Annotated in this window: 30 protein-coding genes and 4 pseudogenes; 19 read left to right on the top strand and 15 right to left on the bottom strand. The window is 30.4% G+C overall.

What is annotated here, in order from left to right:
* Positions 1-163: 163 nt before the first annotated feature.
* Positions 164-541, bottom strand: a complete 378-nt coding sequence (locus JQN76_RS03430) for a DUF6262 family protein (protein WP_000361064.1) — start codon at positions 539-541, stop codon at positions 164-166.
* Between the two features lie 94 nt (positions 542-635).
* Between JQN76_RS03430 and JQN76_RS03425 the strand changes: the two genes are divergently transcribed.
* Positions 636-1,310, top strand: coding sequence for an IS6-like element ISSau6 family transposase (locus JQN76_RS03425; RefSeq protein ID WP_001105942.1), 675 nt, complete (start codon positions 636-638; stop codon positions 1,308-1,310).
* Positions 1,311-1,344: 34 nt separating this feature from the next.
* Here JQN76_RS03425 and JQN76_RS03420 read toward each other — a convergent pair whose 3' ends face one another.
* Positions 1,345-1,557, bottom strand: a complete 213-nt coding sequence (locus JQN76_RS03420; protein ID WP_001035802.1) for a hypothetical protein — start codon at positions 1,555-1,557, stop codon at positions 1,345-1,347.
* A 277-nt stretch (positions 1,558-1,834) separates the two neighbouring features.
* Here JQN76_RS03420 and JQN76_RS03415 point away from each other — a divergent pair.
* From JQN76_RS03415 to JQN76_RS03355, 12 genes and pseudogenes are all read left to right on the top strand, one after another.
* Positions 1,835-2,212 (top strand): annotated as a pseudogene (locus tag JQN76_RS03415) (helix-turn-helix domain-containing protein); the annotation flags it as partial.
* Positions 2,213-2,272: 60 nt separating this feature from the next.
* A complete protein-coding gene (arsR, locus tag JQN76_RS03410; protein WP_000120605.1) occupies positions 2,273-2,587 on the top strand; it encodes an As(III)-sensing metalloregulatory transcriptional repressor ArsR in 315 nt (104 codons plus the stop codon).
* Entirely contained in the window at positions 2,584-3,876 is a 1,293-nt protein-coding gene (arsB, locus tag JQN76_RS03405) for an arsenite efflux transporter membrane subunit ArsB (RefSeq protein WP_001834181.1), read from the top strand. The genes arsR and arsB overlap by 4 nt, the downstream gene beginning before the upstream one ends.
* Before the next feature lie 17 nt (positions 3,877-3,893).
* Positions 3,894-4,289 (top strand): thioredoxin-dependent arsenate reductase, encoded by a 396-nt coding sequence (locus JQN76_RS03400; protein WP_000358995.1) that lies wholly within the window; start codon positions 3,894-3,896, stop codon positions 4,287-4,289.
* Between the two features lie 379 nt (positions 4,290-4,668).
* On the top strand, positions 4,669-4,962 hold the full coding sequence (locus JQN76_RS03395) for a lactococcin 972 family bacteriocin (RefSeq protein WP_000726502.1): 294 nt from the start codon (positions 4,669-4,671) through the stop codon (positions 4,960-4,962).
* Positions 4,963-5,036: 74 nt separating this feature from the next.
* Entirely contained in the window at positions 5,037-6,971 is a 1,935-nt protein-coding gene (locus tag JQN76_RS03390; RefSeq protein ID WP_000713732.1) for a bacteriocin-associated integral membrane family protein, read from the top strand.
* Positions 6,972-6,974: 3 nt separating this feature from the next.
* Positions 6,975-7,286: a YxeA family protein gene (locus tag JQN76_RS03385; protein ID WP_000831610.1), complete on the top strand. Its 312-nt coding sequence runs from the start codon at positions 6,975-6,977 to the stop codon at positions 7,284-7,286.
* An 11-nt stretch (positions 7,287-7,297) separates the two neighbouring features.
* The gene (locus JQN76_RS03380; protein WP_000593106.1) at positions 7,298-7,924 is read left to right on the top strand and encodes an ABC transporter ATP-binding protein; all 627 of its coding nucleotides are present in this window, start codon (positions 7,298-7,300) and stop codon (positions 7,922-7,924) included.
* 237 nt (positions 7,925-8,161) lie between these two features.
* A pseudogene (gene mobV / locus JQN76_RS14310) lies at positions 8,162-8,805 on the top strand (MobV family relaxase).
* Positions 8,806-8,871: 66 nt separating this feature from the next.
* A complete protein-coding gene (locus JQN76_RS03365) occupies positions 8,872-9,372 on the top strand; it encodes a hypothetical protein (protein ID WP_000273007.1) in 501 nt (166 codons plus the stop codon).
* Positions 9,373-9,736: 364 nt separating this feature from the next.
* Positions 9,737-10,597, top strand: coding sequence for a replication initiation protein (locus JQN76_RS03360; RefSeq protein ID WP_000145511.1), 861 nt, complete (start codon positions 9,737-9,739; stop codon positions 10,595-10,597).
* An 86-nt stretch (positions 10,598-10,683) separates the two neighbouring features.
* Positions 10,684-11,025: a helix-turn-helix transcriptional regulator gene (locus tag JQN76_RS03355; protein ID WP_000761344.1), complete on the top strand. Its 342-nt coding sequence runs from the start codon at positions 10,684-10,686 to the stop codon at positions 11,023-11,025.
* Between the two features lie 214 nt (positions 11,026-11,239).
* Here the strand turns inward: JQN76_RS03355 and JQN76_RS03350 are convergent, their stop codons facing one another.
* Both JQN76_RS03350 and JQN76_RS03345 read right to left on the bottom strand, forming a co-directional pair.
* A complete protein-coding gene (locus JQN76_RS03350; RefSeq protein WP_001002795.1) occupies positions 11,240-11,335 on the bottom strand; it encodes a type I toxin-antitoxin system Fst family toxin in 96 nt (31 codons plus the stop codon).
* A 549-nt stretch (positions 11,336-11,884) separates the two neighbouring features.
* Complete coding sequence (locus JQN76_RS03345; protein ID WP_001813127.1) at positions 11,885-12,655, bottom strand: DUF536 domain-containing protein; 771 nt, start codon at positions 12,653-12,655, stop codon at positions 11,885-11,887.
* A 443-nt stretch (positions 12,656-13,098) separates the two neighbouring features.
* Between JQN76_RS03345 and JQN76_RS03340 the strand changes: the two are divergent.
* A pseudogene (locus JQN76_RS03340) lies at positions 13,099-13,434 on the top strand (replication initiator protein A); the annotation flags it as partial.
* Between the two features lie 52 nt (positions 13,435-13,486).
* Entirely contained in the window at positions 13,487-14,161 is a 675-nt protein-coding gene (locus JQN76_RS03335; RefSeq protein ID WP_001105999.1) for an IS6-like element IS257 family transposase, read from the top strand.
* Between the two features lie 40 nt (positions 14,162-14,201).
* Here the strand turns inward: JQN76_RS03335 and JQN76_RS03330 are convergent, their stop codons facing one another.
* The 7 genes from JQN76_RS03330 to JQN76_RS03300 form a co-directional block, all read right to left on the bottom strand.
* A complete protein-coding gene (locus JQN76_RS03330; RefSeq protein ID WP_047210380.1) occupies positions 14,202-14,996 on the bottom strand; it encodes a replication initiation protein in 795 nt (264 codons plus the stop codon).
* A gap of 624 nt (positions 14,997-15,620) precedes the next feature.
* The gene (locus tag JQN76_RS03325; protein WP_001836857.1) at positions 15,621-16,016 is read right to left on the bottom strand and encodes a hypothetical protein; all 396 of its coding nucleotides are present in this window, start codon (positions 16,014-16,016) and stop codon (positions 15,621-15,623) included.
* Between the two features lie 112 nt (positions 16,017-16,128).
* On the bottom strand, positions 16,129-17,139 hold the full coding sequence (locus JQN76_RS03320) for a relaxase/mobilization nuclease domain-containing protein (protein WP_001836862.1): 1,011 nt from the start codon (positions 17,137-17,139) through the stop codon (positions 16,129-16,131).
* Positions 17,126-17,323 carry a hypothetical protein gene (locus tag JQN76_RS03315; RefSeq protein ID WP_001836858.1) on the bottom strand — a complete coding sequence of 66 codons (198 nt, stop codon included), beginning with the start codon at positions 17,321-17,323 and terminating at the stop codon, positions 17,126-17,128. The genes JQN76_RS03320 and JQN76_RS03315 overlap by 14 nt, the downstream gene beginning before the upstream one ends.
* Entirely contained in the window at positions 17,299-17,688 is a 390-nt protein-coding gene (locus JQN76_RS03310) for a plasmid mobilization protein (RefSeq protein ID WP_001836861.1), read from the bottom strand. Before JQN76_RS03310 ends, JQN76_RS03315 begins: the two co-directional genes overlap by 25 nt.
* Positions 17,689-18,048: 360 nt before the next feature.
* A complete protein-coding gene (locus JQN76_RS03305) occupies positions 18,049-18,303 on the bottom strand; it encodes a hypothetical protein (protein ID WP_001836853.1) in 255 nt (84 codons plus the stop codon).
* A gap of 13 nt (positions 18,304-18,316) precedes the next feature.
* A complete protein-coding gene (locus JQN76_RS03300) occupies positions 18,317-18,859 on the bottom strand; it encodes a recombinase family protein (protein WP_001836856.1) in 543 nt (180 codons plus the stop codon).
* A 113-nt stretch (positions 18,860-18,972) separates the two neighbouring features.
* On the opposite strand from JQN76_RS03300, the gene JQN76_RS03295 reads away from it, so the two are divergent.
* The 3 genes from JQN76_RS03295 to JQN76_RS03285 are packed head-to-tail and all read left to right on the top strand — an operon-like array spanning position 18,973 to position 21,350.
* The gene (locus JQN76_RS03295; protein ID WP_001836864.1) at positions 18,973-20,424 is read left to right on the top strand and encodes a SulP family inorganic anion transporter; all 1,452 of its coding nucleotides are present in this window, start codon (positions 18,973-18,975) and stop codon (positions 20,422-20,424) included.
* A gap of 13 nt (positions 20,425-20,437) precedes the next feature.
* Entirely contained in the window at positions 20,438-20,851 is a 414-nt protein-coding gene (locus JQN76_RS03290; RefSeq protein WP_001836859.1) for a universal stress protein, read from the top strand.
* Positions 20,852-20,906: 55 nt separating this feature from the next.
* A complete protein-coding gene (locus JQN76_RS03285; protein ID WP_001836860.1) occupies positions 20,907-21,350 on the top strand; it encodes an MFS transporter in 444 nt (147 codons plus the stop codon).
* A 447-nt stretch (positions 21,351-21,797) separates the two neighbouring features.
* Here JQN76_RS03285 and JQN76_RS03280 read toward each other — a convergent pair whose 3' ends face one another.
* Positions 21,798-22,247, bottom strand: a complete 450-nt coding sequence (locus JQN76_RS03280) for a hypothetical protein (protein ID WP_001836863.1) — start codon at positions 22,245-22,247, stop codon at positions 21,798-21,800.
* 282 nt (positions 22,248-22,529) lie between these two features.
* Positions 22,530-22,619 (bottom strand): annotated as a pseudogene (locus JQN76_RS14305) (replication initiation protein); the annotation flags it as partial.
* 55 nt (positions 22,620-22,674) lie between these two features.
* Between JQN76_RS14305 and JQN76_RS03275 the strand changes: the two are divergent.
* Complete coding sequence (locus JQN76_RS03275; RefSeq protein WP_001105999.1) at positions 22,675-23,349, top strand: IS6-like element IS257 family transposase; 675 nt, start codon at positions 22,675-22,677, stop codon at positions 23,347-23,349.
* 264 nt (positions 23,350-23,613) lie between these two features.
* Here JQN76_RS03275 and JQN76_RS03270 read toward each other — a convergent pair whose 3' ends face one another.
* Entirely contained in the window at positions 23,614-24,111 is a 498-nt protein-coding gene (locus JQN76_RS03270) for a GNAT family N-acetyltransferase (RefSeq protein WP_000776433.1), read from the bottom strand.
* A 667-nt stretch (positions 24,112-24,778) separates the two neighbouring features.
* Positions 24,779-25,189, bottom strand: coding sequence for a DUF2871 domain-containing protein (locus JQN76_RS03265; protein WP_001836564.1), 411 nt, complete (start codon positions 25,187-25,189; stop codon positions 24,779-24,781).
* Between the last annotated feature and the right edge of the window lie 94 nt (positions 25,190-25,283).

Raw genomic sequence — 25,283 nt, 5'->3', positions numbered from 1 at the left:
ATTGTTTGAATGATATATAATTAATATTAAAAAGGATTGATTTCTAATGTTAGAAACCAATCCTTTCGGAGATTTTAACCAAATTTTAAAGTATCTTAAACATAACTGCCCCGTTAGTTTAAGTGCATCCTTTCACAATCTGTCTACAGATTAATAATTAAAACTACTCTTTATTATACAGATCTCCATATAATTTTTGAATTTGGTTCTGTAATTTTTTATTTTCTTTTTTTAATTCCATAACCCTTCTTTTTAAGGTTTTTATAAGGATTTCCTCCGAACGAGAACTTTTCTTGGGTTTTGAGACTACATTTGATGTTATTTGACGCTCACGAAGGGATTCGATTCTTTGCCTAATATCGTGTTCCTTATAAAGCCATGATTTAGAAACATTAGCTTCCTTTGCTATTGAATTAAAATTAATAGCTTTACCTTCAATCGAAAATTTAGAAATCGCTTTGTCTACTTTTTCCCTTGTCTTTTGTGATTTCTGCTTCGCCAAACGTACAATTTCTGTTGTATTTCTAACTTGTTTATCCATTGATAATTACCCCGTCAAACTTCCAATGATTTGTTCGGTTCTGTTGCAAAGTTAGAAATATAGTATAATAGTCAACAAAAATGAGGTGCAGAGGATGAATTATTTCAGATATAAGCAATTTGACAAAGATGTCATTACTGTAGCCGTTGGCTACTATCTAAGATATGCATTAAGTTATCGTGATATATCTGAAATATTGAGAGAACGAGGCATCTATGTTCATCATTCAACAATTTATCGATGGGTACAGGAATATGCTCCTATTTTGTATCAAATTTGGAAGAAAAAGAATAAGCAAGCTTATTATAAATGGCATATAGATGAGACGTATATCAAAATTAAAGGGCAATGGAATTATTTATATCGCGCTATTGATGCAGATGGCCATACACTAGATATTTCGTTACGTAAGAAACGAGATAATCACTCAGCATATACGTTTATTAAACGTCTTATTAAACAATTTGGCAAACCTCAAATGATAATTACAGACCAAGCCCCTTCAACGAAGGTGGCAATGTCCAAAGTGATTAAAGATTTTAAACTTACCCCCAACTGTCATTGTACCTCTAAATATTTAAATAATCTCATTGAACAAGATCATCGTCATATCAAAGTAAGGAAAATAAGTTATCAAAGTATCAATACGGCAAAGAATACGATCAAAGGCATTGAATGTATTTATGGACTATATAAAAAGAACCGCAGATCTCTTCAGATCTACGGGTTTTCGCCATGCCGTGTAATTAGCATCATGCTAGCTAGTTAATACGAAGTATTATTTTAAACATAAGGTTAGACACTTATTTTTTAACTTTGCAACAGAACCTCCTATTTTTAGTAATATTTATAGCCCTAACAGTTAGATAAACTGCATTTATAAAACCCAAAATAGTATATGGAATTAAAATATATAAATTTTCTAATTGAACTAAGAAAGTTAACCCAACTAAAAATAAAACATTCAAAACGGTAGACATAATAAAAGCTATATCTAACTCATTTTTTTTATTCAAAATACATTCCTCCTTTTTTAAAATTTTACCATAGTTGCTTTATTGATGTTGAGCCTCGGAACCCTTAACAATCCCAAAACTTGTCGAATGGTCGGCTTAATAGCTCACGCTATGCCGACATTCGTCTGCAAGTTTAGTTAAGGGTTCTTCTCAACGCACAATAAATTTTCTCGGCATAAATGCGTGTCTATGCGTAGACATGGAGACACTTCAGAATTATGGAGTGATTACATGAGTTTAACTATTTTTCTTTATTCAGTTTTAGGAAGTTTATTAGCAAATTATATCTACGAAAAATCTTCGAAAAGAAGTTCAGCTCATGATAACGAGTTTACCTATGATGAATGAAGTCATTGGAAATCCACTACTAGATAAATTTATGAAAGATTTAATTATTCAAATTTTAGCAATGATTTCAGAACAAGAAAGAAATGAAAGTAAACGTCGACAAGCTCAAGGGATTCAAGTCGCCAAAGAAAAAGGTATATATAAAGGGAGACCTATTCTGTATTCTCCCAATGCTAAAGACCCACAAAAGCGTTTAGTTTATTACCGAGTTGTTGAATTACTTGAACAGGGTAAATCTATAAGTACTATAGCTAAAGAAGTTGGTATTACACGTCAAACTATATATAGAATAAAAAATAGTAAATAAAATAACATAGACAATAATCTATATAGATGTTAATCTATTTAATGTCTAGGAGGTTTATTCATGTCTTATAAAGAACTATCAACAATATTAAAAATTTTATCAGATTCAAGTAGGTTAGAAATATTAGATTTACTTTCTTGTGGTGAGCTATGCGCTTGTGACTTATTAGAACACTTTCAATTCTCACAACCTACACTAAGTCATCATATGAAGTCATTAGTAGATAATGAATTAGTTACAACACGAAAAGACGGCAATAAACATTGGTATCAACTTAATCATGCTATTTTAGATGATATTATCCAAAACTTGAACATCATTAATACATCTAATCAAAGATGTGTATGTAAAAATGTGGAATCAGGTGACTGTTGATGACTATTTTAGCAATTGTAATTTTTCTTTTAACTTTAACCTTTGTGATTTGGCAACCAAAAGGTTTAGATATTGGTATTACAGCTTTAATTGGAGCTGTTGTTGCTATCATTACAGGAGTCGTAAGTCTTTCTGATGTATTAGAAGTAACAGGTATTGTTTGGAATGCAACTTTAACTTTTGTGGCTGTTATTCTTATTTCATTAATATTAGATGAAATTGGTTTTTTTGAATGGTCTGCGATACATATGGTCAAGGCTTCAAACGGTAATGGCTTAAAAATGTTTGTTTTTATTATGTTACTTGGAGCAATTGTAGCAGCATTTTTCGCAAATGATGGTGCAGCTTTAATCTTAACGCCTATTGTATTAGCGATGGTAAGGAATCTAGGATTTAATCAAAAAGTGATTTTCCCCTTTATTATTGCCAGTGGTTTTATTGCTGATACTACATCACTTCCCTTAATTGTAAGTAACTTAGTTAATATCGTTTCTGCAGATTACTTCGATATTGGATTTATTGAATATTTTAGCCGAATGATCATTCCTAATATATTCTCTCTGATTGCTAGTATTCTCGTTTTATGGTTATATTTCAGAAAATCCATACCTAAAACGTTCGATACAGAAAATCTATCAGATCCTAAAAGTGCAATTAAAGATTCTAAGTTATTTAAGCTTTCATGGATAGTATTAGCAGTACTACTCGTTGGATATCTTGTTAGCGAGTTTATCCAAATTCCTGTATCAATTATTGCTGGTATTATTGCTTTTATCTTTGTAATATTAGCTCGTAAATCTAAAGCAGTTCATACAAAACAAGTGATTAAAGGTGCACCATGGAATATCGTTGTATTCTCTATTGGTATGTATCTTGTTGTGTTTGGACTAAAAAATGTAGGTATTACAACGGTCCTTGGGGATGTTTTAACAAACATTTCAAATTATGGGTTATTTAGCAGCATCATGGGTATCGGCTTTATAGCTGCTTTCTTATCTTCGATTATGAACAACATGCCAACTGTTTTAATAGATGCAATAGCGATTGGCCAATCCAGTGCTACAGGAATATTAAAAGAAGGCATGGTTTATGCGAATGTCATAGGTTCTGATTTAGGACCTAAAATTACGCCAATTGGTTCTTTAGCAACATTATTGTGGCTACATGTCTTAACACAAAAAGGTGTGAAGATTTCGTGGGGAACATACTTTAAAACTGGAATTATCATCACTATTCCAGTCCTATTTGTAACACTCTTAGGTTTATACCTTACACTAATCATATTTTAAGAAAAGGGGCTTTAATTATGGATAAGAAAACAATTTATTTTATATGTACAGGAAACTCTTGTCGTAGCCAAATGGCTGAAGGTTGGGGAAAGGAAATATTGGGTGAAGGTTGGAATGTCTATTCTGCTGGTATTGAAACACATGGTGTTAATCCTAAAGCAATAGAAGCTATGAAAGAAGTAGATATTGATATATCAAACCATACGTCAGACTTGATTGATAATGATATTTTAAAACAATCAGATTTGGTCGTAACGTTATGTAGTGATGCAGACAATAATTGTCCTATTTTACCACCAAACGTTAAAAAAGAGCATTGGGGTTTTGATGATCCAGCAGGTAAAGAATGGTCAGAATTCCAACGTGTTAGAGACGAGATTAAATTAGCTATAGAAAAGTTTAAATTGAGATAATCATAAACACCTCTTATTTAGTTAATAAGAGGTGTTTTGCCATTTAAAGAACAAAATTTGTGCCATATACAATATGCCCTCTCTTTTTCTCATTAACGAACGTTTATAACGCAATCATGATGAGAGTATTAATACAGTTAATTATTTGAAATACTTTAGTTTACATAATGTTGAATTATAGGTAGTGAAATTGTATTTATTATACATTGTCATATCGTTGTTTAATGATAGTTAATTTAAGGATAATAGAATTAATATTATATATAGATGAACAAAACAAGCAACAGAGCAAAAAAACACTTTTAGATTATTTTTACTCATTATCTATTTTATTTATTTTTGCTATAATAAATAAAGAATATTAAATGGAGGTGTTTTTATGAAAAAGAAATTTGTTTCTAGTTGTATTGCTAGTACAATCTTATTCGGCACTTTATTAGGTGTAACTTATAAAGCTGAAGCTGCAACAGTACATGTAGCTGGTGGTGTTTGGAGCCATGGTATTGGAAAACATTACGTATGGTCTTATTATAGTCACAATAAAAGAAATCATGGTTCAACAGCAGTAGGGAAATATTCATCTTTTAGTGGTGTTGCTCGACCTGGTGTTCAATCTAAGGCATCTGCTCCAAAGGCTTGGGGTGGAAACAAAACATTTTATAGTCTTCACTAATTACATATATTAATTAAGGAGAATAGACAGAATTAAGTAAACTTAATTCTGTCTATTCTCTTGAAAGAGGCAATATGAAAAAATTCAAATTATTTTTAGATTTTAGTACTTTATTATTAATTTCAGGGCTATTATTTTTATTTTTCTTCAAAGAAAATGAAGAAATTATACCTGAAAGTTCCAATATTTTAACAATCTCTAATTGGGATAAATCTAACAGTAAATCAAAAGTGTTAGATGTCATTGAATCAGGCGCCAAAAATCAAAATATACAAATAATTAAATCCGTTAAAGATTTTGATAATAAAAAAGAATTTTTTGTTTTCAACTCAAAACGAAATAATTCTGACTTTATACGTAATAAAACATCACTTTTAACTCCATCAGATTTATTAAACAGAGAGATAAAAGGAAAGTATTATATTATTGGTGAACATTTCAATGTAGAAGAGCTTACGAGTGAATTAAAAAAAGCTGGTTTAACATCTGAAGTTGAATACATAAATAGAAACATATTATTTTTTGAATTAGTCATAGATAATGATTTATTAGTGCCTTTCATATTCTTAGGCGTATTATATCTTTTGTACTTCTTATATGACAGAGGATATAATTTGAAATTTTATGCTATTCAAAAGCTACATGGCTTTTCAACTACACGCATTATTTTTCATAATATTCATATAAAAATCATTTATTGGCTAGTACTTACCACTATTTTCTTTATTGCTAATATATTAATCATTCATATAGCCAATTTAGAATTGGATTTCTTAATGTTTATTCGTAGATTTATCGTGTTGCTTTTTGTTTTTGCTTGTATTACTACATTGTTGTGGCTGATTTCGTATAGTCTTCTTTTGAAGTTAAGTATTCCATTAACCTTAAAAGGGAAAAAAGGATATAAGTTTTCAATATTTATGGGTACCTTCACCAAATGTATCATGGTGCTAATACTATCTTTTTTACTGGCACAAAATTTAAATGCTTATACGAAGTTAAAGAATATATATGACTCTGAAAAAATCTGGCAAAAGTTAGATAATTACTATACATTAGAGATTTCTCCTAATATTAGAAATTCAGAAGAAAAACAAATTTTAGAAACTAATATATACAATTTAATTAAGAAAAGCGAACAACTTGGTGGATTGCTTTTAAAGAATAATAATATAGCCAATCCCGATAAAAACAATTACATTCCTGAAAATGGCAATGTCTTTTTTATCAATAACAATTTTCTGAATTTCTATAAAAATATAAATCATGATTTTAAAATGATTGTCAATCATTCGGATAAAATAAACGTGTTTATTCCTCCAAGGTTACAATATCAAAAATCTGAAATTCAAAAAAATCACCAAGGATGGATTGACTTTCAAAAGCAACAAAACAAAAAAGTAGATGTGCAAGTACTGTCAAAAAACGTATCTGTTTTTTCTTTTGATCGCACAACTAATTTGAAATTTGGATATCTAGATTCTCCAATAGTAATGTTGTTGACACCTGACGATTTAACAGGAGATTTTTATTTAGCTGCTGTTTCTCAAGGTGGATATCTATTTAAAGATTTAGATACACTTAAACAGTTGCTTAAAGATAATCACCTAGAAGAAGAAATTAGCGGTATAACTAATTACAAGGATTCTGTGTTAAATGAATTAAATGAAACGAAAACAAAAATGATAATAACAATAGTTACTATTATTATTAACGTTTTCATTCTTTTGATAGCTACTGTATTTGAAACAATTCAATATTTTAGCTGGAATAAAAAGCAACTATTATTAAGAAAAATTCATGGTTATTCATTATTCAGCAGTAATGTACGTTATTTAACAATTTCTATTTTACTTTCTATTATGTTAGCTTACACTACGCATATTTTATTTGGTTCAAAGATATTACTATTCATAATAATGTCTATTGCTATTATTCAACATTTACTTCAAATTGCTTATATTAAATATCTTGAAAAATACTTTAAAGATTTAATGAGGGAGATTTAAACAATGAAAAGAACTTTAATTATTGTAACAATTGTACTATTAATCATCATACTTAGTCTGTTATTGGTTAGAAATGAGCATTTAGATCGTTTTAACCCACTGTTAAAAGAAAAAGTATCTTATGCCAAAGTTCCAAAAGATACCCAGGACTATAGAAATATAACTGTATACTCTAAAAATGGAGAAAAAAAGAGTTATAAATTGGATTTTTTAGGTTATGATCCTACAAAAGAATATGTGAAAGTAAATCATAAAGGGAAATATGTGCGTTCGATAGAATACATTACAAAAGATATTCCTAGCTTTTTAAAATGAGGTGACCGATAGTGATAAAACTTGAAAATGTTTTTGTAAAAAAAGGTAATAAAAACATTTTAGACGGATGTAACTTTAATTTTGAAAAAGGAAAATCATATGCTTTAGTTGGAGAAAGTGGCGCTGGAAAATCTACTTTACTTAACATAATCGCCGGGTTCGAAGATGTATCACAAGGAAGCATATATATTGAAGATAAGTTACTAAAAAAGAAAGTCGATTTTTATAGATATACGTTAGGGTATTTGTTTCAAAATTTTGCTTTACTTGAAAATCAAACAATCAGTCAAAATTTAGGTTTAGCCCTAAAGTTCAAAAAGAATAAAAAAGATAATATGAACTTAAAGAAAGAAGTATTAAAAAAGGTCGGCCTAGATTTAGATATCAAGAGAATTGTTAGTTCTCTAAGCGGTGGTGAACAACAAAGAGTAGCATTGGCAAGATTAATATTAAAAGATCCGAAAATCATTTTAGCTGATGAACCTACTGGATCACTAGATACGAAAAATGGAAAAATAGTTATTGATTTATTATTGAAGCTACTTGATGAAAATAAAACTATGATTGTCGTAACGCATGATTTAGAGCTTGCGAAACGATTTGATGTCATAGTCAATATTTCTGAGCTTAGAAGTTAAGAAATATTGATAGGTATAGCCATACATAGAGAAAAAACAATATGAAATATGATTAGTCATTACTTTTGAGTTTTTTAATTTAAGGACTGGATTTTCCAGTCCTTTTTTGTGATGACAAAAAACAAGCCTCGCAGAGCACACGTTTTTAATGACTTATTTGGTTTTTAATAAGTCTAGTATGTTAAAACTTTTCTGTGTTTAGGTGTTATAATCATATGCAGTGGAAGTTGATTTATTATGTCTTATTCAATTATTCGAGTTGTTAAAGTGAAATCAAAAACAAATACAAGAGGTATTCAAAGAGAAAATAAAAATTATGAAAATATAGATATTGATTTAAGTAAGTCATATTTAAACTATGATTTAGTCAATGATACTAAGTTTGATTTTAATAAAAAAATTGATGAGAAAATCGAAAAAAATTATAAAGGGAAACGCAAAATTAGAACAGATGCCATTAAACATATTGATGGATTAATTACATCAGATAATGTGTTTTTAATCAATTATCTGAAGAAGAGACAAAATAGTTTTTTAAGCATGCTAAAGCGTTCTTGGAAGAAGAATACGGTAAAGAAAATCTTTTATATGCGACAGTACATATGGATGAGATAACACCACATATGCATTATGGCGTAATTCCTATTACTAAAGATGGACGTTTAAGTGCGAAAGAAGTTGTAGGTAATAAAAAAGCATTAACCGAATTCCAAGATAGATTCAATACGTATATTAATAAGCAAGGCTATGATTTAAAACGAGGAATTTCTAGACAACTTACAAAAGAAAAACATGATCAAGTTAGCGGCTATAAACAAAAAACAGAATATCATAAACAAATGTATATGCGCGAGAAGCAAATAGAGGATCATTTAAAGTGAGAAAATGATAAATTGATATAAAACTACCAAAAATCATTAGATACGCTTAAAAAGCTTCTGAGTGTCATGTATGAAATTAAAACTAAAAATGTAGGTGGATGGTTTCATAAAGAGAAGCAAGAAACAGGCAATATTGTAATTACTAAAACTTATTTTGAAAAATACACTAAACAAATTAAAGCAGCACAGATGATATTAGATGATTATGAATGGATTAAAAGTGGGAAGTCATTAAAAAAATCAGAGAAACAAAATGAAAGTTTAGTTAATGAATTGACTAGTGTCCATATGGAAAATGAAAAGCTGGTTGAAGAATTTAATGATTTAGCACAACGTTATAATTATTTGTTGTCAGAGAATGAAAAGAAAGATAAAGAACTAAATTATACGCTTAAGTTATTCAATCAAGTTTTTAAAATCATTAAAAGTATGATGAAAGAAGAGCGTTATCATACGCTAATAAATCATATTGATAATCATTTAGACAATTCTAAAATACGTGAAGTAATGACGATAGATAACAATGATGAACAGTTCTTTAAGAAGAAATATCAAGCACAAGAATGAGAAATCATTTTTAAAGAAGATAGAGAAGATGGTTATACATTATAAAAATAGATATTTAAATGCATTTGTTTGAGGTTAATTATTTTTTAGGATGAAAAATAGGTAGCCCCCCTCTAACTTTTTAATATATTTTTATAAATCTTTTTAAAAACCTTTTTAGGGGCTTGTTCAGACCTAGAGCAACAAGGGATTTCAATGCCTAAAGGAGTGTTTTTGCCACATAAAAGGAGTGTTTTAAAAAGTTGTACTCCTTTTATGGTTTGACATTGATAATAAAGTAGTTTATTGTGAATAAAAGTTTTCAAATGGGAGTGTATATTCAAACGATACTCCTTTAGGTTCGTAATAAAGGGGGGGCTGTATCATGACAGGAGAGACAGTTGTATATAAAAATGAAATGAATTTAGTTCCATTAAGGCGATTTACAGCTACTGAAATTAATTTATTTTTTGCGATGTGTAATAAATTAAAAGAGCAAGATACTAATACATTACGTTTGTCTTTTGATGAATTAAAAAAATTAAGTAATTATAGTCCAGAAACACGTAATATTAATAGATTTGCTAATGATTTAGATAATGTGTATAAAAAGATGTTGAATTTAACCATTAGATATGAAGATGATGATGTAATAGAAAGATTCGTTTTATTCAATCATTATAGAATCCATAAGCGAGAACAATATCTAGAAATATCAACTTCTTCAAATTTAAAACACATATTGAATTCAATTACTAATAATTTTACAAAATTTGAATTAAAAGAAATGACTAGGCTTAAATCTACATATTCTAAAAATATGTTTAGATTACTTAAACAATACAAACATACAGGCTATTTAAAAATTCACATCGATGATTTTAAAAATCGTTTAGATATACCTAAATCTTATCGTATGACTGATATTAACAAAAATGTTTTTAAACCTATTATTATTGAATTAGGTTCTATATTTAATAATCTTACTATCAATAAAATCAAAGCGAAAAAAGGGCGTAAAATTGAATGGATAGAGTTCACATTTGACGCTGAGAAACGCATTCATAACAAACGACAACCTCAAATGTCCAAGATAGATAAATCAAGACAATATGTGAGGCGTGAAAAGACGCCTAAATGGTTAGAAGAACGGTCATATGAAAAGCAACCTCAAAAAGATTACGACCCACAATTAGAGAAAGAACGAGAGGATTTTTTAAAACAACTTGAACTGAATTGGGAATAACGCAACTTTTCGTTGCGAGTTGGTTAACTAAAAGTATCGTGACTTTTCAATTATTTTAATTATAGTTTGAGTTAAGGAGTGATTTTATGAAATTAGCTGAAGCTATAAAAGAACAGAGAGAATTAAAAAGATGGTCTCAAGAGGAATTAGCCAATATATTAAAGGTTTCCAGACAAAGTGTTTCTAAATGGGAAAGTGCCAAAAACTATCCTTCCTTAGATATTTTGATTGCTATGAGCGATTTATTTGGAATCTCTTTAGAGCATTTAATTAAAGGAGATGCACGTTTTAAAAAAGTTATTTTAGAGGGAAATTATAGAGAGAGTAACAGGGCACCTTCCATAGTTGATTTTCTTTATGATTTTTGGTGGCTTTTCTTTCCTGTTGCCGGATTTTTAGTTTGGGCCATTCATTCGTTCATGGGTTGATTTTAAAATCAAAATTTAATGCACATCAGGCAATATGAAAAAGGAAAGTATTTTTACGACACCTTGAAATGTATTGATAAGAATAGAAGAGTTTACAAAAGGCAATATGAAATATATACTAAAAGTAACAAGAATTTCGTTTGTAAACGCACCAAACCCCGAACTATTCGCCGTAGTTCGGGGTTTTTTGGTGAATTGGCTTTAATCGTCTATATTATTTTTTATCACGTTTATGGAGCCAATAACCAAATAACGTAACGAGACAACCACTGATTGCCGTTGTCATGATGTGAACAAGAATTTCATTCATAAATCGCACCTCCTCTCTACGCCGAATTGACGTCTGAGAGATAGACGACCTTCACATTATAACAAATCTCTTCTTCCATGAAATAACATGAATATTAATAAATGTTGTTATATATTAAAGATAAATAAATATAAGGGTGGGATTGATAATGTTTGGCGATCAAAGATAAGAAGCTACAAAATATGTCATTAAAGAAGGTTATCAAGATATTTATTTCCTCAACAAAAACGGGGAATGGTATTATTTCGAAGTAAGAAGTGCCTGGCGTGGCAAACATATTATTAGAGTTAAAGATGGTTTGTTAGGTTGGAGAAAAGAAATAGTAACTGAATAAAGATACAAAATACTTGCCAATGCAAAAGAATGAAAACGCGTCAAATCAACGATGTATAAAAGATGCATAAAAGATAATGAAAGTAAAAAGCCATAAATGCCTATATGACGGCATTTATGGCTTTTTGTTTGGTTAACATAATCGATGATTACCAGAAGTTCTCACTATATAGAAGGCACTAAAAGTTATAAACTTTTAGTGCCTAATTAATTATTTTAGCTACCAAACAAACGACTCCAAAACCCCTTTTTAGGTGTTTCTACTTCCCTGTCCTCAGGTCCACTCTCTATTTCTTCAGATAGTTTATCATCTCTCTTTAATACGTCTTCGTTTTCACTGTCATCCTTTTTCGCTTTAGTTATGCCCTTATGATTTAATTCTGCTTCTATTGGTTGTATTTTCTTTTGTTGTTGGTTGCTATTTTTATATTCTTCAGTAAAAGTTGCTTCTTGCGGATTAATGCTTTGTCTATCATTAGTCGCTGTATCAAAAGAGTAATTAAGCTGTCTTTCTTCTTCTAATTGGTTTTCTAGTTTTTGAATCTTTTTATTACTTTCTAAAGCTAATATTTGTTGATTCTCCAACAGTTTATTTAATGTATTAACATTGCTATTTTGTTGATCTAGTTGTTTAGTTAAATTCTCAATATATTTTTCATCATTTTTAGCTCTAGTTTCAAAGATTTCTATTTGCTTTTCTAATTCATTTACTTTTGTTTTTAATGACTCAAAACTATTTGAATTATTGTATATATGCTTTTCAAACTCTGCAGTATTTTCATTAAATCTTTCTTTTTTTATTGATTCTTTATTTTGCATTGTCCTTTCTTTCTTAGTGATCTTTTCTATAATTTTTAAACAATCATTATCATTAATATAATTAATTCCATTTTCTTTTTTAAAAGATATATTTAAGTTTTTAGCATTATTAACAATAGTTTGTTTAGTTACATTCAATTCATCAGCAACCATTTTAATAGTTTTCATAACATTCATCCTTAGGTACATAAATTGGTACCTAAATTTTACCACCTAACAAATATTTTTTCATCTTTCGACATCTAAATTTACTACCTATTTCACTACTTTAGTACCTAATTAGCCGTTAAAAACTTCTATAGGTGGCTAATTAGGTACTAAAGTAGTGAATTTTTATCATTTTAAAGTTACAATGTTCTTTCAACTAAACTTAAAAAGCTTTATATACAATCTTAAAAGTGTTAATATTACTTTGTGAATATTAAAAGAGTCGATACTATTGGCGTAGCATCGACTCTCGGTAATAAAACGATTCGCATTCGTCTGTTTATATAATTTTTTGATACTTGTATTATATATATCTAATCATATAAGTGCAAGTACAAAACATATAACCTACGTAAAAATTGTTTTATTACCTCTATCCAAAAAGTGGAAATGAGGTTTTTATTATGCCCAATTTTGAGAAATACAATTTATCACAAGTAAAAACTGAAAGATTTTACCAACTGCCTAAATATTTGTTCGAAGATGCATATTTTAAGAAAATGTCAGCAGAAGCCAAAATTATGTATGCATTATTAAAAGATCGTTTCGAATTATCCATCCAAAATGAATGGGTAGATAGAAATAATAACATTTACTTTATTTTCAGTAATAAACATTTGTGTGAGTACTTAGGTTATGGAGAACAAAAAATCATAAAATTGAAAAAAGAGTTAGTAAATTTTAATTTATTAACTCAAGAGCGTGTTGGCCTTAATAAACCAAATAGATTATATTTGGTTCTGTTGCAAAGTTGAATTTATAGTATAATTTTAACAAAAAGGAGTCTTCTGTATGAACTATTTCAGATATAAACAATTTAACAAGGATGTTATCACTGTAGCCGTTGGCTACTATCTAAGATATGCATTGAGTTATCGTGATATATCTGAAATATTAAGGGAACGTGGTGTAAACGTTCATCATTCAACGGTCTACCGTTGGGTTCAAGAATATGCACCAATTTTATATCGAATTTGGAAGAAAAAGCATAAAAAAGCTTATTACAAATGGCGTATTGATGAGACGTACATCAAAATAAAAGGAAAATGGAGCTATTTATATCGTGCCATTGATGCAGAGGGACATACATTAGATATTTGGTTGCGTAAGCAACGAGATAATCATTCAGCATATGCGTTTATCAAACGTCTCATTAAACAATTTGGTAAACCTCAAAAGGTAATTACAGATCAGGCACCTTCAACGAAGGTAGCAATGGCTAAAGTAATTAAAGCTTTTAAACTTAAACCTGACTGTCATTGTACATCGAAATATCTGAATAACCTCATTGAGCAAGATCACCGTCATATTAAAGTAAGAAAGACAAGGTATCAAAGTATCAATACAGCAAAGAATACTTTAAAAGGTATTGAATGTATTTACGCTCTATATAAAAAGAACCGCAGGTCTCTTCAGATCTACGGATTTTCGCCATGCCACGAAATTAGCATCATGCTAGCAAGTTAAGCGAACACTGACATGATAAATTAGTGGTTAGCTATATTTTTTACTTTGCAACAGAACCTTGTTTTTCATATGTGCGTTCTTCTAACCATTTTGGTGTTTTCTCACGACTGATATATTGTCGTGACTTACCTATATTCACCATTTGTGGCTGTCGTTTACTGTGAATACGTTTCTCAGCATCAAAAGTAAACTCTAACCATTCAATTTTACGTCCTTTTTTTGCCTTTATTTTATTGATATTAAGATTATTAAAAATGAAGCCTAATTCTTTAATGATAGGGGCTAATACTTTTTGATTAATATTTGTCATACGGTAACTATTAGGAATATCTAGCCGTTCTCTAAAATCATCAATTTTAATTTTTACATAGCCAGTATGTTTATACTGCTTAAGTATTCTGAACATATGCTTAGAATATGTAGATTTAAGGTGTGTCATTTCTCTAAGTTCAAATTTAGTGAAGTTACTAGTTAATGAATTAATAATATGTTCTAAATCTGGATTAACACCAATAGCCACATACTCTTTATCTTTATAAATTTCTACTTTAGTAAAAAGAATAAATTTTCTAATAACATTCTCAGTTTCTTCTCTATATGTTAAAGAGAAAACTTTATCATAGAATTTTTCTAAATCTTGAATAAAAAGCTTTTTATCATGACTATAGTAATTACTTAATTCTTTTAATTCTTCAAATGGCACATTAACAGTCAAATTGCCTTTATCTTTTAATTTATTACACAAAGTAAAAAATAAATTAACTTCAGTATTATTAAATTTTCTCAATGGAACTAAATTCATATCATTTTTATATACTACTGTTTCTCCACTCAACTAACTCCACTCCAATCTAAAAGAAACCTTTATAGAATAAAGATTCCTATTAACTTTAATTGAAAATACTTATAATAACTATTTTATAAACAATAATAACATAAAGAAACCTAATATAAAAAAAGTTTCTTTAGTTTAATGATTGGTTGCCTTTAGTTTAATGATTGGTTGCCTTTAACATCTCAAATCCGTTGTCACTCTGAGGATCAAATCCCTCCTAAAAAGGTTTTAAAAAGATTTATAAAAAGATATTAAAAAGTTCGGGGCAATTTGCCCCTCACAAATTCAAAAGACAAAAAGGAAACCAACCACACTTGTGGTTGGTTTTTATTATTTAAAAAAGCAATAAGTAATATAACTTTAATGCATTATTCCAATTGCTTTATTGACATTGAGCCTCTGAACCCTTAATAAACCCAAAAACTGTCGACTCGTCGGTTTCATAGCTCACGCTATACCGACATTCGTCGAAACAGTTTAATTAAGGGTTCTTCTCAATGCACAATAAATTTTCTCGGCATAATGGCGTGTGTTACTTTTTATTTCTCTTTTCATTTCTAAGCTATTTTAAGCTTGATACAGCTTTTTTATTACCTCAAATGTGGTTTTTATTCAACATTTATATTAAATGCGCTTATACACGCTTAAAATGGCATATATAAGTCCTCCAAATAAAGCATAAGGAACAAGATAGAAAATAAGTATGAAATAACGCCATGCTGAATGACCTGTTTTCAGGACATAGTTCAGCCATTCATAAAAATGTTGCACACCTAACCAGTCGCCTAAGGGACTTAAGACTAAAAATGTGACCATGACTAAAGCAATAATAAAAAACATCGCTGTAATGCCTTTGGTTAAACGATGAAACGCTTGATCATATTGTTTAACAGCTGTTTCGTTGTGCTTGATACGTTCATCCATGGTTGCTTTATAATCGTTATTCGCTTGTTGCAGTTCTGCTTGATTGGTTTGTAACTGCTCAATCGCCTTATGTGTGTCTGTTTTTACATCTTTCAATTCTTCTTGGATGGCTGTTTGAAAATCTTGTTTTAAATTATCGTTATTAATGCGTTCAATATAGTGTTTCGCTACACTGATAAAACGCTTTTGTGTGATTTCAGTCGCTTGATTAAAGTTCGAGGCCGTGGTCTCGATCGTTGTTAATAATTCGTCGTGACGCTTGTTTCGCTCGTTCTCTCTCTTCTCGATCTCTTCGAGCCTTTTCATCAGCAAGTCTTGCTGATTCTGCAGCTTGTCTGCTACGCTCAAGCTCATTTGTGTCTTGGGCGAATTGGTCCCAATCTGATTGAGTGACGCCTGTATCTCGTTCAGTTGATTCATCACGACTTGAAGTTGGTCGTTTTGGCTGGCATTCGGTGTCTGAGTCTCGTTCTTGTTGTCTCCGTCGTTGAATTTGTCTTTCAAAGCCATCTTCGATACCTCCTTTATTGTAATCTTCGCCGAGTTTACGCCCACGCACCTTTTTATCTTCGGCTAAGTGTCGATAGGTAATGCTTTTGGGTGTGACACGTTCAATTTCAATACCATATTGGTTTAAATGGTCTTTGAATTCATCCATATTCGTTGCTTGTGATTGGTCTATCGCCTCTCTAATCTCATCTTTCCATGAATATTGGGCTGTTGATTTCGTATTAGGGTCAGCAATCGCTTTTTCTGTCTGCGTATAACGTAAGCGTGCTGTGTCCTTTTCTGGCACGCTTAAACCATGTTCCATGCAAACCTCATCATTGAAATTTCTGACATTACGTAACGCTTGTTTATTGTTATTGAATTTCTTACCTGTCTCGAGGTCAATTGAATTAATCACAATATGATTGTGTACATGGTCTGTATCTGCATGCGTATAGACCGCCACTTGATGATTCGGTGCGAGCTTTTCAGCGAGTGCTAAGCCTAATTGATTACATTGTTCGGGCGTGACTTCGCCAGGTTTAAACGATTGGATAATGACATGCCCTTGATTCCCATCGGTTTTACCATATAACTCACGAGAAGCTTTAAAACTCGATTTGGCATAGTCGACATCACAATTTAAACCACTTTTTTCAACCGCGCGTTTTTCAGCATAATTAATGGCCCGTGACGTTGATTTAGTCGCACTTAATTTAGTTGTCGCCATGATGATCACGTTCTTTCAATTTTTGATAAGACAGATAAAATTTAGTGCCATCAATAAAAGCTAATCCTAAAAAAATCAAACTTGGAAAAATTTGTTGTTCATGGAAAATTAAAAAACTGGCAATTGCTAAACAAACAACTAATAATATCGCACTTACAATCATTGTTCCTTTAGTGTTTTCCATACCTCATCAAGCCTTTCACGTAATTCACTGATATTGCGTTCTAATGCTTCATAGTTCGGTGCTTCATGTTGATGTTGATTACAATATTTGGCAATCTGATTGGCATTTGCGCCTAACATACTCAAATCTTTTGCTACCGATTGTCGCGTTGCTTGATCCAATTTGGGTGCGACCAATCGGGCACCTTGTGCCTTCTTCTTAACGAATGCAGGCACACTCATATTTAAAGTTTCAGCTGATTGTTGTAACTTTAAATATTCGGATTCGCTCACACGAAAACTAATTTGTTTCGGCGCCTTACGGTTGGGTTTACGGTTTCGCCCAACAGTTTCGTCGCTAGCCACAAATGTGTTTTGTTCGCTCATACATCCCACCACGCTTTCTACGAAAGATAACTCCTTAATATAATTTTACTTTACAGGGTAAAGCAAAATTTATCAAGTCGTTATGTGGTTTGGCAAGCACTGGCTTTGCTATCCACTTCGTTCTAGCACGCCGTACTTGATGGGATTATATCCCATACCCTTTATGTTTTTGCTAACGCAAAAAATGAGTGGCAAAATGCTAGCCACTCATAGTTCAAAACCAAATTCAAAATCAAAACACCAGCAACCAAAAATATGGTTGCTCATAAATGAAGTTCTGAAAAGCAAAGATTATTTATTAAGGTGTTATGCGTATTAAATATTCTTTTTTTCTATGTTTTAATCAAATTTTTACAGTTATTAATACTTATATTCTATTTGATATTCAGAAATATTTTTATGTCCTTTTTCTGTTAACTCTGCGTATCGTGTTGTCCCACAAATCGGAAAACATTTATTATAAAACAATTCTACATTTTCAGCTAAATCTTGTCTCGCTATACTCTCGAGTGCTAATAAAAAAGTTTTTTCACTCACATTTAAGGTTTTAAAATCTACACTTTCTCCTTCTTTAATCGATAACAGTACACTATACATTAAATCTTGTTTTAACAACGTTCATCACCTCTTATTTATCTAGATGACGATACAAAGTTGCTCTACTTATATTTGTCTGTTCTTTTATCTCATTTAAAGTGTATTTTTTACTCATATACATTTCAATAGCATCACTAAGATTTTTGTCGTTTCTTTTGGGTCTTCCTAAGTTTTTTCCTTCTTTTGCATAATTTTCTAAACCTAAACGAGTTCTAAATTTGACAATGTCACTTTGGAAGTCTGTGATATCATGTAATATTTCTATAAATTCACCTTTGATGTCTTTATAAATATAACGATTTAAATTAATAACATATAAAGATATATCCTCCTGAGAAAGATAATCTAATATATCTACTAAATGTTTCGTAGAATCTGCAAGAATACATAAATCCGTAACGTATAACATATCTCCAGAAACTAATTTTTCATTTAAAAGAACATCTAATATATTCCTCTTCTTATTATTAGCATGAATTTCTTCAACAATTTCATTTGTATGATTTTCTATTTTCTTTTTTTGTTCATTTAAATTGTCGTTTATTGTAACGGGTCTAATATAACCGTATTTCATTTAATTGCACCACCCTGTAGGTGAAGTGTAACATAAAGTTTCATTAACGGGTATACATATGAAACTTTTCTGTTATACTTTACAATATAATTAAATAAAAAGGAGAGTAAGTTATGGTTGAAAAATTAAAAAATGAATGGCTTAACCAGCCAGGAAAAAATATACTTGCCGGTATTGTAGTTGCTTTAGCTTTAATCCCTGAAGCTATTGCATTTTCAATTATTGCAGGTGTAGATCCAATGGTTGGTTTATATGCTTCGTTCATTATTGCTGTGGTTACTGCTATTGTAGGTGGCAGACCAGCAATGATATCAGGTGCAACAGGGGCTATTGCCTTATTAATTGTTCCACTTGTGAAAGATTACGGTGTAGAGTATCTTCTAGCTGCTACTATACTAATGGGGTTAATCCAATTAATTTTAGGACTACTTAAAGTTGGTCGTCTAATGAAATTTATACCTCATTCCGTCATGATTGGGTTTGTAAATGCCCTAGGAATAATGATTTTTATGTCTCAAATAGAACATATCTTTGGAATATCAATTTCAACATATATATATGTAATTATCACGTTACTCATTGTATATATAATTCCAAGATTTTTTAAAGCTATACCTGCACCATTAATAGCTATTATCGTGTTGACTGCCCTTTATATGTATACAGGTTCTGACGTGAGAACTGTCGGAGATTTAGGGAATATTAAACAAGCTTTACCTCACTTTTTAATCCCTAATGTGCCCTTTAATTTAGAAACACTTCAAATTATTTTCCCTTACTCTTTATCTATGGCTATTGTAGGTTTAGTAGAAAGCTTACTTACAGCTAAAATTGTAGATGATGCTACAGATACTTATAGTAGTAAAAATAGAGAGTCACGTGGTCAAGGTATCGCTAACATGATCACCGGTTTATTTGGTGGTATGGGTGGTTGTGCCATGATTGGTCAATCGGTCATCAATGTTAAATCAGGAGCAAACAGTAGATTGTCTACATTTACAGCCGGTATCGTACTTATATTTATGATTATTGTACTTGGAGGACTCGTAGTGCAGGTTCCAATGCCAATTTTAGCAGGTATTATGGTTATGGTTTCTGTTGGTACATTTGATTGGAATTCTTTTAAATATATTAAAAAAGCACCGAAAACAGATGCAGTTGTTATGCTCATTACGATGATTATCGTTTTAATGACTCATAACTTAGCTATAGGTGTTGTTGCAGGGGTCGTTTTCAGCGCTTTATTCTTTGCTACTAAAATTTCAAAAGTAGAAGTAATTTCTGAAGAATTCGGTAAAATAAATCGATTATCTTTTAAAGGACAAATCTTCTTTGTTTCTATTGACTCTATGATGGATCAAATTAACTTCGATATTAAAAATAGTACCATAGAATTAAACTTCAATAATGCACACTTATGGGATGATTCTGCAGTCGATGCAATTGACACGATAGTACGAAAATTCGAAGAAAAAAATAATATTGTTCGTGTAGAAAAATTAAATTCAGATAGTCGTAAAATTGTTTCAGAGTTAAGCCAACTAAATGAAAATCATTTAAACTAAAGGAGCGTTATTTATGTATAAATCAATTTTATTAGCAGCAGATGGGTCAGAAAATAGTTTGCGTTCAGCAAAAGAAGTTTTAAATTTTATAGATGATAATACTGTTGTTACTATTCTTACAGTTGTAGATGTTGAGGAGTCGAAAACAGATGTTTTACATGGTAAACAAAGTTCCAGTTTGACGAATGAAAGAGAAGACAAACTCTCTCATATCACTGAGTTATTTGTAGAGCATAATGTGAAATATGAAATGAAAATTGCACATGGTGTTCCTGCGGACACAGTTGTTTCAGTTGCAAATAGTGGAGAATTTCAGGCTATTGTTTTGGGAACACGTGGATTAAATAGTTTGCAAGAAATGGTGTTAGGTAGCGTCAGTCACAAAGTAGCAAAACGTTCAGAAATTCCCGTTGTTATTGTAAAATAGTCTGTCTAACTCAATCCGTGAAAGGATTGAGTTTTATTTTAGAGGTGAATATTAGATGAAAACCAAAAATTTCTATTATGGTTGGGTTATTGTATTTATTGCTGGTTTGACAGTTTTCTTCTCTGGCCCTGGCCAAACTTATTCAAACGCAGCATTTATTGATGAATATATTCAAACATTTGGATGGAGCCGTACAGAAGTTTCCTCAATATATTCTTTAGCTATTCTATTTGGAATCATATGGGGAATTGCGAACGGTCTAGAAAGAATTGGAACCAATATTGTTTGGGCTAACTACTTTGGACGTAAGCATGTAGGGAGTATAAATGGAATTGGATCAACTATGCTAGTGATTGGTTCCTCTTTAGGACCATTACCATTAGGCCTAGGTCATGATATTTTCCAATCCTATTCATTAACTATTTATATGATGATTATTTTCCCCATTATTGGTTTAGTTTGTGCATTATTGGCTAAAAAGCCAGTTAAAAATTATTAAAATATACCATAGAAAGAATGGTATTTAAGGGGAGATGTTATGAAGTTTTGCAAAGGAATATGTATTCTAATATTATTGGTTTTTTGTGATTTGTTGATTTTTAAACGGTCGAAAGTATGGGGAGTAGAGCATGAATCGAGTAATAATCAAATTCGAATAATAAAAGAAGAAGACTATACAGATATGGTTATTAACCAATACTAATCATATTTTAGTATAACAATATATAGATAAACCTCTTTATAAGAATGGATATGTTATACAAATCTACTACCTATAACACTTTATTATGTTAACTAAACCAAAAGGGACAAACGCCGTCATTTCAGCGTTTGTCCCTTTGTGTTTGGATTATCGATTATTCATATTTTATACATACCCTTAACCACACGTTTTCATGTATTTTCATTAAGAGAATTTTTGTATCTTTATTCAGTTGAAGAGCGTCTATTTTTTAGACGCTGATTGTTTTACGCGTTGTTTTGTAACGAATATTAATATTGAAATTAAAATGTTTATAATACCAGCAATTAACATGACTAATCCAAAAAGACTAAATATGAAGTCAATGATTGGGATCTTGTGAGCGAGATATATTAAAAATCTCCCTATACCTATATAAAACATACCCCCTAAAATTGGAAAGATGAGAGGTATATTACTTTTTAATGTATTAGCGATTTCTTCATTTGTCTTTTTATTTAAGAGTAAAAGTGATACTGGGAGTAATAGCAATGTCATTTCAAAAAATAAGTCGGAAGTTAAATGAATAGCAAAACCATAACCTCTGAAGTAATTTCTAAATGCGATACATAACATAATGATTAAAACTGAGAAATCAAACTCTCTACTACTAATTTCATCTAAATCAAAGAAATTTAATTTAATCCGTTTCATCATATCATCCTTTCTATTAATAATTTATAATAGAAAGGCACTTCCGTGCACAAAGGAGGTGTGCATATGGCGTTAACGATACTCTCACTTGTTGGAACATTTATCTTATCTGTTATTGCTGGTGTAGTTGCGAACTACATTACAGATAACCTAAAAAGATAAATAAAAAACCCCACTTTGCTTTGGTCGGCAGTGGGGTTTTGACATATGGCGAACCATACTTCACTTGTTACCTTCAGTATACATCAGCAGATACTATTTGTAAAAATTCATCTACTTTTATTATTCTTCCCAATCGGTTTGGAGCTGTTTTAAAAAGGCTTCTCGTTCTTTCTCTAATTGTGGATCATACTCATTTTGTGTTTGTTTTTGGTTCTGTTGCAAAGTTGAATTTATAGTATAATTTTAACAAAAAGGAGTCTTCTGTATGAACTATTTCAGATATAAACAATTTAACAAGGATGTTATCACTGTAGCCGTTGGCTACTATCTAAGATATGCATTGAGTTATCGTGATATATCTGAAATATTAAGGGAACGTGGTGTAAACGTTCATCATTCAACGGTCTACCGTTGGGTTCAAGAATATGCACCAATTTTATATCGAATTTGGAAGAAAAAGCATAAAAAAGCTTATTACAAATGGCGTATTGATGAGACGTACATCAAAATAAAAGGAAAATGGAGCTATTTATATCGTGCCATTGATGCAGAGGGACATACATTAGATATTTGGTTGCGTAAGCAACGAGATAATCATTCAGCATATGCGTTTATCAAACGTCTCATTAAACAATTTGGTAAACCTCAAAAGGTAATTACAGATCAGGCACCTTCAACGAAGGTAGCAATGGCTAAAGTAATTAAAGCTTTTAAACTTAAACCTGACTGTCATTGTACATCGAAATATCTGAATAACCTCATTGAGCAAGATCACCGTCATATTAAAGTAAGAAAGACAAGGTATCAAAGTATCAATACAGCAAAGAATACTTTAAAAGGTATTGAATGTATTTACGCTCTATATAAAAAGAACCGCAGGTCTCTTCAGATCTACGGATTTTCGCCATGCCACGAAATTAGCATCATGCTAGCAAGTTAAGCGAACACTGACATGATAAATTAGTGGTTAGCTATATTTTTTACTTTGCAACAGAACCAGCTTCATTCTGATAGATAGTCATTAATAATTGTTTGCAAATCGTTATTAAGTACCGTTGTTACAGCGTCATCATCCATAAAATCCTCGTAGATTTTATCAAGAATTTATTCCTCTTACAGACATTCGCGAGAAGTCCGTTTTAATTTTATTAGAAGTAATTCAGGTTTGAACCTACCTAAATGAATATATGAGTTATCTTTTATACTACAAAATATATTCAGATTTCAATAATGACATAAAATAGGCATCTTTATATTTACCTTTAGTGTAGAATTGCTCTTTGAGTAATCCTTCTGTTTTAAATCCTTGTGACTCGTATATATGAATAGCTTTTTTGTTATCTGCATCAACATATAGATAGATCTTGTGCATATTTAAAATATTGAATGCATAAATTATCGCTTTTTCGAATGCGAATTTTGCATAACCTTTACCACTGAACTCAGGTTTAATAATTATTTGTATTTCACAATTACGATGGATGTAATTAATTTCTACTAATTCAACAATACCTACGACTTGATTTTCATCTTCAACAATAAAACGTCTTTCCGATTCATCTAATAAATGCTTATCAAATAAATGTTGAAGTTCCGTTAAGGATTCATAAGGCTCTTCAAACCAATAAGACATAATAGAATATTCATTATTTAATTCATGAACAAAAAGTAAATCACTATATTCTAATGCTCTTAGTTTCATAATTCCACTCCCAAAATCTTCATATATATTTGCATTATAAATATAAATAACGAATAAGTCATCATCACTGTGAACACTTTTTTTAACAATTCATCACATATTAATTCTCATTTTCTTATTATTCTCGATTTATTACTCTTACTATGAAATCTATAAAATTCTCATATTTGTTTATATTAAGAATAAATACGTCAATAGTAACAATAAAAAATAAATAATAGAGCATCCCTCACCGCTAAGTGAAGGATGCTCTAGTTTTATTGAAATATACATTTCATTTTGTTAAATAATTATTAATAATATTTTGAAAATCATTATTACGTGAAATCTTCATAGATTTTATCAAGTATTTCTTTGTCTTCAATTGCTGTGAAGTGATGTACCAATCCTTTTTTACAATCATATGTAATTTTGTGACGCTAGGTAATTAGTAATTGTTCGTCAGTCTGATTGTATAGTATCAAGTTTCATAGATAATACTCTTTGATTTTAATGTCCACTTTGACGTGCTTTAAGATTGAGTATATACATAATGTCATTGTTGAATGTTAAAAATCCTATAAATGTTTATTCATCTGCAGGATTTTTTAATCTCCAAGAATAAAAATCATCATAGGACAACTGGATTATTGTTTGGATAAATAACGTAAACAATAATTAGGTACTATTATTTATTTTTGTTTATTCTTTTTCCTAACAAAATAAAGAAAAGAATAAACGCAATTGTTAAAAATATGTGTCCTAAACCAGCAATACCAGCAATAGCAGGACTTACACTTAGATCTTTAATGGTAGAAATACCGTTCACGAATTGCATTGCCACAGTAACAAGCACACCTACATGGTATATATAAAAGAAACTGTTAAACAGCTTTGTATGAGTTGTTAATTTGAATTGGCCCTCGATAATCATGAAAATTAAGAACATAATTGTACCTAGTACTAATAAATGTGTATGTGTAACATTTAATTGAGAAAAACCGCTAAAATCTTCCGCTTTTGTCATTTCTCTATAAAATAGACCACTTAATAACCCTAATAGTGTATAGAGCGCTGAACTATACATTAATCTTTTCATTTTAATTCCCCCTATTTTTAATTACGAGATAAGTATAGCGGTAGTTTATGAACTGAGTATGAACTTACAACAAAAAAATTAATGAAGTACTTTA

Source organism: Staphylococcus sp. SM3655, assembly GCF_016917315.1.
GTDB lineage: Bacteria > Bacillota > Bacilli > Staphylococcales > Staphylococcaceae > Staphylococcus > Staphylococcus aureus.
Note: the sequence above shows the minus strand (reverse complement) of the source record. Positions and strands in the feature narration are given on the sequence as shown.

Coding starts and splice junctions, on each gene's coding strand:
- JQN76_RS03350 (WP_001002795.1), bottom strand. CDS start 11,335: ATGAATGAAATTCTTGTTCACATCATGACAACGGCAATCAGTGGTTGT.
- JQN76_RS03310 (WP_001836861.1), bottom strand. CDS start 17,688: ATGAGCGAACAAAACACATTTGTGGCTAGCGACGAAACTGTTGGGCGA.
- JQN76_RS03355 (WP_000761344.1), top strand. CDS start 10,684: ATGAAATTAGCTGAAGCTATAAAAGAACAGAGAGAATTAAAAAGATGG.
- JQN76_RS03280 (WP_001836863.1), bottom strand. CDS start 22,247: ATGAAACGGATTAAATTAAATTTCTTTGATTTAGATGAAATTAGTAGT.
- JQN76_RS03385 (WP_000831610.1), top strand. CDS start 6,975: ATGAAAAGAACTTTAATTATTGTAACAATTGTACTATTAATCATCATA.
- JQN76_RS03290 (WP_001836859.1), top strand. CDS start 20,438: ATGTATAAATCAATTTTATTAGCAGCAGATGGGTCAGAAAATAGTTTG.
- JQN76_RS03295 (WP_001836864.1), top strand. CDS start 18,973: ATGGTTGAAAAATTAAAAAATGAATGGCTTAACCAGCCAGGAAAAAAT.
- JQN76_RS03425 (WP_001105942.1), top strand. CDS start 636: ATGAATTATTTCAGATATAAGCAATTTGACAAAGATGTCATTACTGTA.
- JQN76_RS03400 (WP_000358995.1), top strand. CDS start 3,894: ATGGATAAGAAAACAATTTATTTTATATGTACAGGAAACTCTTGTCGT.
- JQN76_RS03270 (WP_000776433.1), bottom strand. CDS start 24,111: ATGAAACTAAGAGCATTAGAATATAGTGATTTACTTTTTGTTCATGAA.
- arsR (WP_000120605.1), top strand. CDS start 2,273: ATGTCTTATAAAGAACTATCAACAATATTAAAAATTTTATCAGATTCA.
- JQN76_RS03345 (WP_001813127.1), bottom strand. CDS start 12,655: ATGAAAACTATTAAAATGGTTGCTGATGAATTGAATGTAACTAAACAA.
- JQN76_RS03275 (WP_001105999.1), top strand. CDS start 22,675: ATGAACTATTTCAGATATAAACAATTTAACAAGGATGTTATCACTGTA.
- JQN76_RS03360 (WP_000145511.1), top strand. CDS start 9,737: ATGACAGGAGAGACAGTTGTATATAAAAATGAAATGAATTTAGTTCCA.
- JQN76_RS03315 (WP_001836858.1), bottom strand. CDS start 17,323: ATGGAAAACACTAAAGGAACAATGATTGTAAGTGCGATATTATTAGTT.
- JQN76_RS03335 (WP_001105999.1), top strand. CDS start 13,487: ATGAACTATTTCAGATATAAACAATTTAACAAGGATGTTATCACTGTA.
- JQN76_RS03365 (WP_000273007.1), top strand. CDS start 8,872: ATGTATGAAATTAAAACTAAAAATGTAGGTGGATGGTTTCATAAAGAG.
- JQN76_RS03285 (WP_001836860.1), top strand. CDS start 20,907: ATGAAAACCAAAAATTTCTATTATGGTTGGGTTATTGTATTTATTGCT.
- JQN76_RS03300 (WP_001836856.1), bottom strand. CDS start 18,859: ATGAAATACGGTTATATTAGACCCGTTACAATAAACGACAATTTAAAT.
- JQN76_RS03395 (WP_000726502.1), top strand. CDS start 4,669: ATGAAAAAGAAATTTGTTTCTAGTTGTATTGCTAGTACAATCTTATTC.
- JQN76_RS03390 (WP_000713732.1), top strand. CDS start 5,037: ATGAAAAAATTCAAATTATTTTTAGATTTTAGTACTTTATTATTAATT.
- JQN76_RS03265 (WP_001836564.1), bottom strand. CDS start 25,189: ATGAAAAGATTAATGTATAGTTCAGCGCTCTATACACTATTAGGGTTA.
- JQN76_RS03320 (WP_001836862.1), bottom strand. CDS start 17,139: ATGGCGACAACTAAATTAAGTGCGACTAAATCAACGTCACGGGCCATT.
- JQN76_RS03430 (WP_000361064.1), bottom strand. CDS start 541: ATGGATAAACAAGTTAGAAATACAACAGAAATTGTACGTTTGGCGAAG.